Source organism: Halorientalis brevis (assembly GCF_023077655.1).
In genome coordinates this window covers 290445-302770 of sequence record NZ_JALLGV010000007.1, presented here as the reverse complement: position 1 = coordinate 302770, position 12326 = coordinate 290445, and the positions used below count along the sequence as shown (strand labels likewise).

Below are 12326 nucleotides of genomic sequence, written 5' to 3'. Positions count from 1 at the left end.
CGGCCCGGGTGTGACGACCTCCACTCCACCAGTGCAGTAGCGACCACGAATCACATGTCCGACTCCTCATCGTCCCAGTCCGACGCTGAAAGCGAGACCACCGACGTGGCACGGTCAGAGACGGGTCGAAGCCACGACGGCCCAGACCAGTTGCGGTCGGACGTGCTGGGGTTCGTCGACTACGCGAAACGGGCGACGTACGACCCCGAGGACGGGCCGAACGGGAGCCTCGAAGCGGCCGGGTCGCGACCGGACGCGTTCGGGCGGTGGGTGTCGCGGGGCTGGATCACGGACGCCGGCGTGCTCGAACAGCAGGGCGTGTCGCTGCTCACGACCTGGCAGCGCTCTGATTCGGCGGCAGCGAAACTCGACGACCTCGGCCCCGCGCAGTTCATGCAGTGGGTCCAGCGCGACGGGGCGCTGTCGTCCATGGGCGAGACGACTGCCGACGATGAGTCGGCGACGACGGACGCCGCCGCTGGCACGTACAAGGGGCTGGCAATTCGCACGGACGTGCCCGACGCGTTGACCGTGCCGACCGGTCACGACACCTACTACGAGCGCCCGGTGCGTGCCGGCAAGACCGAACTCGACGTGATGGCACACGCCCTGAAACACGGCAACCACCTCGATCTCAAAGGCGAGACGGGCACCGGGAAGTCAGAGGCGATCCTCCACCTCGCCCAGCAGGTCAACGTCGGCGTCGAGCAGGTGAACTTCTCGGAGGAAGTCCGCATGTCGTATCTGCTGGGCCACTACGAGGTGTACAGCCACGACGGCGCGACCGAGATGCAGTGGGTCGACGGCGTCCTCACCAAGTGCATGCGCTACGGCGGCTGGTTCGTGGCCGACGAACACGACATGATCTCCGGCGACGTCTCCTCGCTGCTGCACTCGGCGACCGAGAAGGGCGAGGCCGTGGTCACGATCCCCGAGAAAGGCGAGACGATCACCGTCCACGACGACTTCCGGTTCATCGGGACGCGCAACGTGAACTACGCCGGCTCGAACCAGCTCAACAAGGCCTACGAGAGCCGCCTGCACAGCCTCAGATTCGAGTACCTCGACCAGCACCAGGAGGTCGAGATCGTCCTGGAGGAAGTCGACCTGTCGTCGACGCGGCGGGTCGACGTTCGGCAGGTCGTCGAGATCGGCCGCGAACTGCGCCAGGCCTATCTCGACGGTGCGCTCCCGAAGCCGATCACCCTCCGCTCGATGATTCGGGCCGCGGAGTTCCTCGAAGACGGCTTCATGCGGCCGAAAGAGGCCGCCAAAACGGCGTACGTCGACCGGTTCCCCGAACAGTCCGGCCACCGGAGCTCCGTCGAGAAGACGATCGAAACGTACGCCGGGTAGTCATGCGACTCCCGTTTCACTCTTCAGGCACTGACGCGGACGACGACGAGGCGGCGCCACCGGTCGACGACGCGCTCCGGCACGGCGATCGCCGCGAGGAGCACCTCGACAGGCTGGCGAAGATCAGCACCAGCACGGCGACGCAGGTCCGCCTCGGCGACCACGCTCGCAACAGCCGACTGCAGGACGGCCACCGCATCGACGTGCCTGCCGACCCGGTCGACCAGCGCGTCTCGGAGCTGCCGGCGCCGGTGTGGACTCTCGTCGAACAGGAGACGCTGACCTTCCACGGCATCGGCCACCTCCGCTGGAGCGATTTCGACGCCTACAGGCGACACAGTGAGCAGTGTCTCGCCGAGGCGCGATCGGCGTCGGATTCGAGCCCCGAGCTCGCGTCCCTGTTTCGCTTCCTGTTCAACGCGGGCGAGGACGCCTGTATCGACGCGTTTCTCGACCGCGAGTTCGACCTCCGGGACGAGCTGATCCTGAGTTACGAGAACCTGGTCGCCCCGCACCGGCAGCGGACCTGTCTCGGCGCGGTCGAGGCGATCGGTTTCGGCCTGCTGGACCACGGCTTCTACGACTCGGGGATCTGGCAATCGGTCGTCGACGGCGACGTCACGGTCGTCGCGTGGGAACCGGACGCCGACGCCGGACGGGTCTCGGCGTTCGTCGGAAGTCACGTGTTCTCCAGACGGGTCTCCGTCGACCAGTTCGACGACCGGATCGAGACCGTGATGACCGAGGCCGTGACTGAACCGGACGGCGCGGAGCGTGCCGCCCTGTTCTTCGAGTTCGCCCGGCACGTCCACGCGGACCTCCCCGACGTCGCGATCCCGGAAACCGGCATCAGGAGCGACTTTTCGGTCGGGATCGGCCAGCAGTCGACGCCCGCTGCTGCGGCCCGGTCGACGACGCAGTCGCCGGGTACTGACGAGCCCCAGGACGGTCGCGGGGAGCGTGCGCAGGCCGGTGGGTCCGACGCTGGCGACGGCGATCCGGACGCGACGGAGTTGCTGTCGGAATTGTGTGACGGGTCAGCCGACGACGACGCCACCGACGACAGCGACGACGCTACGCCCGACCACGACCCGGTCACCTTCGAGTCGTACACGGCGGTCGACACGGACGAGTACGAGGAAACCCTCGCGAACCACGAGCAGGCGAGTCGGGCCGCCCGGGATCGGTCCGGCGGCGACGCTGCCCCGGACGAGAAGCAGGTGACCCACTCGTTCACCGGCCTCGACGGCGGCATCACGATCCCGACCGACTGGTCGCGGACGGGGATCACGATCAACGAGATCAACGAATGCGAGCGGCAGGCGAAGACGATCGCCCGGATTCTCCGCGCCACGCTCCAGCAAGAGCGGACCAGCAGTCGCCGCTACGGGACCGAACGTGGTCGGCTCGAATCGTCACAGCTCCCCTACGCCGTCACTGGCCGGCGGAACGTTCGCTCGGAGATGCGCGACGGCGAGGACAACGAGTACTCGGTCCAGTTCGTCCTCGACAGGTCCGTCTCGATGCGCGGCGCTGCGATCAAACACGCCCAGCGGGCGGTGTACCAGTTGGGCCGCGGCCTCTACTCGGTCGGGGCCGACGTGTCAGTGCTCTCGGTGTACGAGAACGTCCCTCACCTCGAGGTGCCGTTTGGTGCTGATCCGGCGGACCACCGCAACCGCCTGTTTTCGGCGAAAACCCGAGGCGGGACGCCGCTCTCGCACAGTCTCGCCTTCGCGCGAGCGGAACTGCTGGACGGGTCGTTCGACAACCACCTGATCCTCGTCGTCACGGACGGTTATCCGGATCACGAAGCCGCGTATCGGCAGTACGTCTCCTCGCTGTCGGTCCCGGTGTACGGCGTGTACATCGACGAGTCCACGGACCGCCACGGCGACCACGACAGGTACTTCGACTCGGTCCGGTACGCGACGCCGGAGACCATCGACGACCGCTGCCGGGAACTGTGCTACGATTTCGTCACGCACGTCGGCTGACCAGATTCGAGACCCTCGGCGTCTCGTCCGTCCTCGACACGGGCGATGAGCGACGCCTGGCGTCTCACTCGCCGCGCGGCAACTCGACGACGAAAACTGCACCCTCCGGGTCGTCGTCGGACGAAGTTCGGTTGGCTGAGGGACTTTGTCCCTCTCTGTCACCGGTCTGCGGCCGGTTGCCTGCGGAGCGATGCTCTGCTCTGTCCGCCACCCAGATGTCGCCACCGTAACTCTCGATGAGCGTCCGGACGAGGTAGAGGCCCAGTCCCGTGCCACTGCTGTCGAGCCCTTTCTCGCCCTTCCCGAAGATCGCCTCTTTCTGCTCGTCGGGCACCCCAGGCCCGTTATCTGCGATCTCGACGGTGACCGTGTCAGCACCGACCGTCGCCGAGACGGTTACTTCGGGAATCTCCGCGTCGTTGTGCTGGATCGCGTTCTGGAGCAGATTCCGGAACACGGAGTCCAACATGTCGTTCGCCAGCACGGTGACGTCCGGGATGGCGCCATCGACGGACACGAGGGCGCTCGACTGCGCGGAGCGAACCTCGTCGAGTTCGCTGAGCAGCGTCTGTCTGAGACTGACCCGCTGTCGCGTGTGGTCGTCCCGGAGCATCACGTCTGCCATCTCACGGGCCGTCGTGGTCACCTCGATCGCGTTGCGCGTGCTTTCGAGCAGCGTCTCCACGTAGGCTCGCTCCTCGGCAGCCACGCGATCTTCCAGTAGCTCGGCGTACGTGAGCACGAGCTGCAGGTCGTTCCGGATGTCGTGACGGACTACCTGATTGAGCAGTTCCAGGTCGTCGCGCTGGGTTTCCAGCCGTTGCCGGTACTCGACCCGATCGGTGATGTCGACGTTACTCTCGACGATCTGTGCGACGTTGCCGTCGTCGTCGAAAATCGGGGAGGCGTGGACCTCGTAGATGCGCTCGGTCCCGTCCGCATCGTAGTGAGTGTGTTCGACGGCCACTGACTCGCCCGTTCGCTGGACTTCCGAGAGCGGGCACGCCAGGGTCTCCTCGCTTCCCTCGTCACAGGGCTCGTCTCGCTGGTGTGTCACCTCGTAGCAGGTGTCCCCCGCTTGCACCTTCGCGAGCGTGTTCGCGTGTTCGACCGCGTAGTCTTCGACGTCCAGCGCGTAGACGGGAAAGGGAATGCTCTCGAAGATCGCATCGCGGTACTCAGCCATCTCTCGCTGCTCCCGTTCGCGCGCTTTGCGCTCGCTACTGTCGCGAACGGTCGCGACAGCGAACTCGCCATCGGGACCGATCGAGAGGTGCACTTCGACGGGGTAGACCTCGCCTGCCTTCGTCTCGTTTCGCCACTCGAACTTCACTGCTCCTTCTCGCTGTGCCTGGGCCAGTAACTCCTGAGCGGCCTCGTGTTCGTAGCCAGGTGCCTCGACGCTCACCAGATCGACGGTCGCTCCGAGCAGTTCCTCGCGGTCATAGCCGGACAGGTCACAGAAACGGCCGTTGACGTCGCGTATCTCCCCGGTCTCTGCGTCGTGGACCACGACGCCATCGGCGACGTTCTCCAACAGATCTCGAGCGTCGAGGGGCGGCATTCTCGAACTCGATATCTTACAGACGACGGATAAAGCCACTGCAATGACACAGACCGTGTCCGATTCCACTCCCTGTCTCGCTACTCGGATGACGGTGGCGGTGGCAGTGTTATCACAGTCAATACTACGTGTTTCCGTCCGTGACTGTCTGTATGTCTAACTGGAAGCGCACGTCGGTTGGATCTCTGTGTCCGAGAACCATAGAACTACACACATGTATTTTAAACTGATGGAAAGTTCGATTATGGCAGCGATACCAACAGATTATTCGTCTCGATTTGCTTACGTTCTGTCTCGACCGACGAATGCTCGAACCGTTAAGCGTCACACTGGCTGTTTCGATCTGTCTGCGGCTGTGTGGCGTGGCTTTCTCTCTCTATCTCCTCTATCGCGTCCGTGACTTCCGCTTCGGGTTTTTGACGCTGCTGCTTTCGCTCATGGCGACTCGGCAGTTGCTCACGCTGTTCGATCTCGTGCCGCGGTTCGCTGAACTCCCGGGGCTCGTCGTGAGCGTCCTGGGGGTCGTGGTCGTCTACTACCTCTTGCAGTACACCCGTCGCGAGGCAGCGATCAAGGACAGGCTCAGGGAGGCGAACCGGGAACTCCGACGGAACCAGACGTACCTCGAAGCGACCGTGGCGGCGTCCCCGGACGATCTGGTGGTCTTCGACGCCGACGGCCGCTGTCGAGACGTGTTCGCGAGTGGCCCGTCCGAGATGTCTGCGGACCTCGCGGGGGAGCGTGTCGCGGACGTGCGCCCCGACGTGGTGGCTGACGCGATCCGCGACGCGATCGAGACGACGGTCGAGACGGGTGCCACCGAACGGATCGAGTACGCACTGCACGACGGCGACGAACCCCGCTGGTACGAGGGGCGGACCGCCCGCATCAGAACGGTCGGAGCCGACGACCGCGTCCTGTTTATCAGGCGCGACGTGACCGATCGGCGAGAGCGCGAACAGACGCTCAGACGGTTCCGGCAGGCCGTCGAAGCCGCCGGCGCGGCCATCTACATCACCGACCGCGACGAGGAGATCCAGTACGTCAACCCCGCCTTCGAGGAGATCACCGGCTACGCGGAAGCCGAGGCGCTCGGCGAGACGCCGCGGATACTCTCCTCGGGCGAACACGACGCGTCGTACTACGAGGACCTGTGGGCGACGATTCTCGACGGAGAGACCTGGCGGGAAGAGATCGTCAACGAGCGCAAATCCGGCGAGCGGTACTACGCCAATCAGACGATCACGCCGATCGTCGACGCGGACGGCAGCATCGACGAGTTCGTCGCCATCCAGATCGACACCACGGAGCGCAAAAACCGGGAACGTCACCTGCTGGTCCTGGACCGCGTGCTCCGTCACAACCTCCGCAACGACATGAACGTCATTCTGGGCCACGTGGAACAGATCGAAGCGGCGGCCGACACCGACGCCGCAGCCGACGCGTCCGTCGTCCGCGAGACGGTCCGGTCGCTTCTCTCGAAAGCGGACACGGAACGGAAGATCGTCCGCCTCATCGCGGAGAACCAACGCCCGCGGGCGATGGACGTGACGACGGTCCTCGAAGACCAGGTCGCAGCCGCTCGACAGACCTGGCCAGCGGCGACGATCGACGTCGAGGCACCTGCGGAGGCGACGGCCGTCGCCATCGACGAACTCGACGAGGCGATCGCGGAACTGCTCCAGAACGCGATCGAACACTGTGACCGTGCCCCCGTCGTGACGGTCTCCGTCTCTGTCGCGTCCGACTCGGTCACGGTTCGCATCGCGGACAACGGCCCCGGCATTCCCGAGCAGGAACGGCAGATTCTCTCCGGACAGGGCGACATCGATTCGCTGTATCACGGCTCGGGGATCGGTCTCTGGTTCGTCTACTGGGTCGTCCAGCTCTCGAACGGCCGACTCAGCTTCGAGGCCAACGATCCACGCGGGAGCGTCGTCGTGCTCGAGTTCCCTGCAGACAGCGATCGGCGCCGAGACGGTTGACGCTGGTCGCGGAACCGCTGTTCTCCCTCTCTTAACCAACGCCACGCCTGGTCGTTTCACCGTTGGTTAAAAACGTTCCGAGCTGGTGCGTCCTTCGAGGGAATTTAGATGCTACGGCTCTCGTACTGTTGCTTTCCCAGGAATCTCTGCTCAGTCCTCGAACTCCCGGAGCAACTGCTCGGCCGACGCCGTGGTGACATAATAGGTGTGTTTGCGATGGGTCTCGTCTTTGGGTTTGAGCTTTCGCTCGCTCCCCTTGATCGTACTGCCCTCGTAGACGGTGACGAGACCGACGCGCCGGAGCGCCCGGTACAGGTGGCGGACGTACTCGAACTCCATGTCGAGTTCCTCGGCGGTCATCCGCGGGTAGTCGGGGCCGCCGCGTGCCAGTCGCTGTGCGAGCGTCCGGCCGTCCGGCAGATGTCGGAGCACGTTCAGTTGCCCTTCATCGTCGTCCAGGAACCGGAGCAGGTGATCGCCCTCGCGGGACAGCCGGTAATAGGTGTGGTGCTGGCGGACTTCGTCAGCCTTCTTGGCTTTCACGCGGCGCTGCTTGACGGTCCCCGACTCGACCCGTTCGAGCAGCCCCGACTGCACCATCTCCTCGCAGAGGGATTCGACGTGTTTCCGCTCGGCGTCGAGGTGGCCGGCCATCGACCGCGGGTAGTTGCCTTCGACGGTATCGAGGTGATAGAGGAGCAGGTACGCCACTGGGTCGGCGGGCAGCGGTGCGAGTTGGCCGACCACAGCCTGTTTCTGTTCGAGTGCTGCTTCGAGTTCCTTGGCGCGTTCGTAGCGGGACTGGGCGTTGGTCGCCGCGTCCGCGTCGAGATCGAGCTGGACGTCGAGCGAGTCGCCCTGGGGCGTCTCCAGCGTGAGTTCGAGTTCGCCGTCGTCCCAGTGGTCGCCGGCTTCGTGCCGGGCCCGTTCGAGGGCCTCGTCGACCGCCTGGATCCGAGTCATGATGGTATCGGCCTCCCGGCGCAAGCGTTCGATTTCGGCCTCGGACACCATCCTGCGTCGGGCTAGCGGCGGTGGCCGTTTGAACCCATCGCGTCCGCTACCCTCACCCTCTCGCAACGGAGTAGGACGGGCGAGTCGACCCGCTCGCCGCAGTGTTCACGCCGTTTTTGCCTCTGGCACCGCGTCGACGTACTGCCGTTCCCACTCGGCGCGGGCCGTGAGTTCACGCTTCCCCCGCCTGGTCAGGCGATACCAGTTCGTCCGCCGGTCGTGTTCCCCTTTCTCGACGAGTCCCTTCTCGACGAGCGTATCCAGATTCGGATACAGCCGCCCGTGGTGGATCTCCGTCTCGTAGTACTCTTCGAGTTCGTCCTTGATCTCCAGGCCGTGTGGCTCGTCCGTTCCGGCGATGACGTACAGCAGGTCTCGTTGGAATCCTGTCAAGTCGTGCATACTCGTTTTAATGAGTATTCGCTATAATATATCTTCTGTTGTGACAGAATTATAACTACTGCCGGGGTGGGTGCCTGGTAGTCGGGTCACACGGACTGCACGGGGTAGTCAGTCGACTGTTCGGCAGCGCGGCGGTCAGTCAGCCTCCGAGTACACGCGACGCCGAGAACCACTGATGGCGGAGTCGTCTCGTCTTCGTCGGCTGCAGGTCTCCGTCGTGCAGTTCCTGGGACACATCTGTGCAGTTGTCATCCCTCCGATGCAATTATCAGCCGTGGCTGGGGACGATGCCGTATGGTCCCCCTCCCCGTCGGTACTCGCTACAGTCTCTGGTATCGTCCTCTCCGGCCCACCTACGGGCACTGTCCCGCGCCGTCGTCGTCCACGCCGACGCACTCGGTCCGGGGGTGGTCGTGATGTCGGCATTCACGGAGCGGCTCGTCGCTGGCTGGGAGCGTGCGTCGCGTCACCTCGCGTTGGCGCTCGTGCCCTTCGTGACGGCGCTGCTGAACACCCGGAAGATCGAGCAGGTCCTCCAGTTCGACGGCCAGCACGTCGGCTTCAAACTCGGGTTGCCGGTGGGGGTCGTCGACGTCTGGCAGTTCACCAGCGTCCCGAACACCGGCGTCACGGTGTCGACCGGCCTCCCGGTCTCGACGCCTGCGGCCCTGCTCTTCGTCCCGCTGGGGATCGCGGTGAAGGCCGGACTGCTGGCGGGCTACTTCGGCAGTCTCCGAGACGTGCTCGCGACAGACGCGTTCGACTTCGCCGCGAACGCGCGCACGTACTTCTGGGAGTTTCTCCTCTACGAACTCGTCCCACTCGTCCTCGTCGGGCCCCTCGTTTTGCTCGCAATGCAGGGCGGGCTGCGTGCTGCCGGGCCGCTGTTCGTCGTCCTCTTCCCCGCGATCATCGTCGGCTCGTACCTCTTCTTCGCGACGCCGTATCTGCTGGTCCTCCACGAAACCGGGCTCGTGCCAGCGGCGAAGCGATCGTACGCGCTCGCGACGGCGGGCGGGCCGTATCTCGGGTTCGCACTGCGGTTCGCTGCCCTCGTTTTGGCCGTGTCGGCGGTCGTGACGGTCGTGGTGGTGAACCTTGGACCACTTGGAATCGTGCTCGGCACGATCGGCGTCGCCCCGGTGGGTGTGGCGCTCAACCTGGCGACGATGGAGTTCGTGGCCGACCTCGAAGAGCGTCTCTCGGCGCGTGAGCAGGAAGGGGGCTCGGGAGCGAGCCCGGTCCGGTGAGTGCTCCCTCAGTACTGGTTCGTCTTCCTTCCCGGCGACACGATGCTGTCGGGACTGACTCGTGACACAGCCGGCGATGGGTTCAGTGGAGACGGTCGAGCGAGGGGCGATGTCAGTGACTGCGAAGGCCCTCGCGACTCCGGTCCTGCGGCCCGTTTCACCCTCGCTCTGGGATTTGACCGGTCGGCTTCGTGGTGTAGTTCACGAGCGTCGGTGTTTTGCTCCTTTGACGGTGACCGCGCTCGTGCGCTGGCTGGCCGAGACCCTCGCCACGAACCCCCTCGTTCCCCCTCCAACTACAACCAGTACCCCTCCTCAGCGCGTTCGAGCGGGTGTCTGGGCGGTGTTCACGCGGTGGGGGATGCTCATACGTGCCGATTTCTTCCGTGGGAAACCACCCTCAATAGACGGATAGAGCACTATTGGCGTGTCATACTGGTCGTGCGAGCACAAGCACTATCGGCGCGCCGAGCCTACACTCGCTGATACACGATGGCACGGATATTCAAATCGCCGGCGTCGTACGTCCAGGGACGTGGCGTCGCCGACGAGATCGGTACGCACGCGCAGTCACTCGGCGACGAGGCGCTGTTGCTCGCCGACGACGTCGTCCTCGGCATCCTCGAGGACGGCGTCCTGGCGAGTCTGGAGGCTGCGGGCCTCACTGCGACCGCAGTCGAATTCAACGGTGAGGCCTCGGAAGCCGAGGTCGACCGCATCACCGAGCTCGCCGAGGAGCGAGGGGCAGACATACTCATCGGAGCGGGCGGCGGGAAGGCGCTCGACACCGCGAAAGCCGTTCGGCAGCACCTCGGGTGTGCGATGGTGTCGATGCCGACGGTCGCTTCGACCGACGCGCCGACGAGCGCGCTCTCGGTCATCTACAGCGAGGCCGGCGAGTTCCAGGAGTACTGGTTCTACGACGATCACCCGGATCTCGTGCTGGTGGACACCGACGTCGTTGCGGACGCGCCCACCCGCTTTTTCCGGTCGGGGACCGCCGACGGCCTCGCGACGTGGTTCGAGGCCGACGCGACCGCGCGCTCGGACGGGGAGAACGTCGTCGGCGGGACGCCCACCAGAGCCGGCCACGAACTAGCGCACCTCTGTTACGAGACGCTGCGCGACCACGGCGTCGCCGCCGTCGACGCGGTCGAGCGCGACGCCGTCACCGAGAGCGTCGAGGCCGTGACGGAGGCGAACACGCTCCTCAGCGGTCTCGGCTTCGAGAGCGGCGGCCTGGCGGCAGCCCACTCGATCCACAACGGGCTCACCCAACTGGAGGCGACCCACGACGCGACCCACGGCGAGAAGGTCAACATCGGGACGATCACACAGCTCGTCCTCGAAGGCCGCGACGACGCCTTCATCGAGGACTACGTCGATTTCTCGCTGGAGATCGGGCTCCCGGTCACGCTCTCGGACATCGGGCTCGACGCCCCAGCCGACGAGGACCTCGACGTCGTCGCCGAGGCGGCCTGTGCCGACGACGAGACGATCCACAACCAGCCGTTCGCAGTCACCCCGCCGATGGTCCGTGATGCGCTCGAGACCGCCGACGAACTCTCCCAGCGCGTTCGCGAGAGCCGCTGAGCGCACCCCCTCACGCGGTCGCGCGATTCACCGTGGTTCTCACTGCGGTTGCAACCCAACCTTTCCAGTCTCCAAGTAAGCGAGCGATATCTATTCGGTATGGGGTTCGAGAAATTAACAAAGTGCCACGAGGCCGAAGACGGGAGTCATGAGCACAGACGACGGGCCGACCCCGGTTACGTGGGAGACCTTCCCGCGCGCACAGTTGCACGCCGAGATGGAGCGCTTCGCTGACTGGGGCGGGTTCGGCGAGTTCTATCACTACCGAACGCTCACTCCCCTCGACAAGCAGGTCGAAGCCATGATGAACCGTGACACGCTCTACTCGCTCGCCGTCTTCGACCTGACCGACCCGGTCACTATCACCATGCCGGACTCCGGTGACCGCTACCAGTCGATGATCGTCCTCAACGAGGATCAGTACGTCAAGCTCTTCGAATATGGTCCCGGCGAGTACACGTTGACACAGGACGACATCGGGACCCGGTACGTCTGTGTCGCAGTCCGCACGTTCGTCGACCCCGACGATCCGGACGACGTAGCGACCGCCCAGCGATTACAGGACGACCTCACAGTGAGCCAGGACTCGGCTGGTACGTTGGCGCTTCCCGACTGGGACACCCACTCCCGCGACGACCTCCACGACGCGATCGTCACGATCAGCAAAACGATGGACGACTTTCGGGGCGCCTGTGGGGACGTCGACGAGGTTCACCCCGTGAAGTTCTTGCTCCAGAGCGTGACGACGTTCGGGTTTCCGGAATCCGAAGCGCTCTACCTCTCGCGGGTTCCCGACCAGAACGACGGCGAGACGCCACATACCCTCACCGTCGACGAGGTCCCCGTCGACGGGTTCTGGTCGGTCACCGTCTACGACAGCGACTGGTATCTCGCGGCGAACGAGTACGACGCGTACTCGGTGAACAACGTGACCGCGGCGCGCAACGACGACGGCGGTGTCACGATCCACTTCGGCGGTGACCCCGATCAACCGAACTTCCTCTACACGCCCCCGGAGTGGACCTATCTGGTCCGACTCTACCAGCCGCACGAGGAGATCCTCGACGGGGGCTACCAGTTCCCTGAATCTCGTCCGGTCGAGTGACGCGAGCACGCGGCTGACCAGTTCGTGGTCGCTGGCGGCCGATTCCTGCTCGTTCGTCGT

9 protein-coding genes are annotated in these 12326 nt (G+C 65.0%); 6 read left to right on the top strand and 3 right to left on the bottom strand.

The annotated features are described in order from the left end of the window. Positions 1-54 precede the first annotated feature (54 nt). Complete coding sequence (locus MU553_RS17045) at positions 55-1356, top strand: AAA family ATPase (RefSeq protein WP_247379696.1); 1302 nt, start codon at positions 55-57, stop codon at positions 1354-1356. A 2-nt stretch (positions 1357-1358) separates the two neighbouring features. Then, complete coding sequence (locus tag MU553_RS17040; RefSeq protein WP_247379694.1) at positions 1359-3353, top strand: vWA domain-containing protein; 1995 nt, start codon at positions 1359-1361, stop codon at positions 3351-3353. A 64-nt stretch (positions 3354-3417) separates the two neighbouring features. Here the strand turns inward: MU553_RS17040 and MU553_RS17035 are convergent, their stop codons facing one another. Continuing rightward, positions 3418-4917 (bottom strand): sensor histidine kinase, encoded by a 1500-nt coding sequence (locus MU553_RS17035; RefSeq protein ID WP_247379692.1) that lies wholly within the window; start codon positions 4915-4917, stop codon positions 3418-3420. A gap of 362 nt (positions 4918-5279) precedes the next feature. Here MU553_RS17035 and MU553_RS17030 point away from each other — a divergent pair, with 362 nt between their 5' ends. Then, positions 5280-6902 (top strand): PAS domain S-box protein, encoded by a 1623-nt coding sequence (locus MU553_RS17030; RefSeq protein ID WP_247379690.1) that lies wholly within the window; start codon positions 5280-5282, stop codon positions 6900-6902. A 150-nt stretch (positions 6903-7052) separates the two neighbouring features. Here the strand turns inward: MU553_RS17030 and MU553_RS17025 are convergent, their stop codons facing one another. Both MU553_RS17025 and MU553_RS17020 read right to left on the bottom strand, forming a co-directional pair. Beyond that, on the bottom strand, positions 7053-7865 hold the full coding sequence (locus tag MU553_RS17025) for a DUF2250 domain-containing protein (RefSeq protein WP_247379688.1): 813 nt from the start codon (positions 7863-7865) through the stop codon (positions 7053-7055). Between the two features lie 156 nt (positions 7866-8021). Continuing rightward, entirely contained in the window at positions 8022-8318 is a 297-nt protein-coding gene (locus MU553_RS17020) for a PadR family transcriptional regulator (RefSeq protein WP_247379686.1), read from the bottom strand. 416 nt (positions 8319-8734) lie between these two features. Here MU553_RS17020 and MU553_RS17015 point away from each other — a divergent pair, with 416 nt between their 5' ends. The 3 genes from MU553_RS17015 (at position 8735) to MU553_RS17005 (ending at position 12266) form a co-directional block, all read left to right on the top strand. Then, entirely contained in the window at positions 8735-9568 is an 834-nt protein-coding gene (locus MU553_RS17015; protein WP_247379684.1) for a hypothetical protein, read from the top strand. Between the two features lie 492 nt (positions 9569-10060). Next, on the top strand, positions 10061-11161 hold the full coding sequence (locus tag MU553_RS17010; RefSeq protein WP_247379682.1) for a glycolaldehyde reductase: 1101 nt from the start codon (positions 10061-10063) through the stop codon (positions 11159-11161). Positions 11162-11309: 148 nt separating this feature from the next. Then, positions 11310-12266 (top strand): DUF1214 domain-containing protein, encoded by a 957-nt coding sequence (locus MU553_RS17005; RefSeq protein WP_247379680.1) that lies wholly within the window; start codon positions 11310-11312, stop codon positions 12264-12266. The last annotated feature ends 60 nt before the right edge of the window (positions 12267-12326 follow it).

Bases quoted from the DNA above. Each gene is read 5' to 3' on its own strand.
- MU553_RS17045 (WP_247379696.1), top strand. From the start codon at position 55: ATGTCCGACTCCTCATCGTCCCAGTCCGACGCTGAAAGCGAGACCACC.
- MU553_RS17040 (WP_247379694.1), top strand. From the start codon at position 1,359: ATGCGACTCCCGTTTCACTCTTCAGGCACTGACGCGGACGACGACGAG.
- MU553_RS17035 (WP_247379692.1), bottom strand. From the start codon at position 4,917: ATGCCGCCCCTCGACGCTCGAGATCTGTTGGAGAACGTCGCCGATGGC.
- MU553_RS17025 (WP_247379688.1), bottom strand. From the start codon at position 7,865: ATGACTCGGATCCAGGCGGTCGACGAGGCCCTCGAACGGGCCCGGCAC.
- MU553_RS17020 (WP_247379686.1), bottom strand. From the start codon at position 8,318: ATGCACGACTTGACAGGATTCCAACGAGACCTGCTGTACGTCATCGCC.
- MU553_RS17015 (WP_247379684.1), top strand. From the start codon at position 8,735: ATGTCGGCATTCACGGAGCGGCTCGTCGCTGGCTGGGAGCGTGCGTCG.
- MU553_RS17010 (WP_247379682.1), top strand. From the start codon at position 10,061: ATGGCACGGATATTCAAATCGCCGGCGTCGTACGTCCAGGGACGTGGC.
- MU553_RS17005 (WP_247379680.1), top strand. From the start codon at position 11,310: ATGAGCACAGACGACGGGCCGACCCCGGTTACGTGGGAGACCTTCCCG.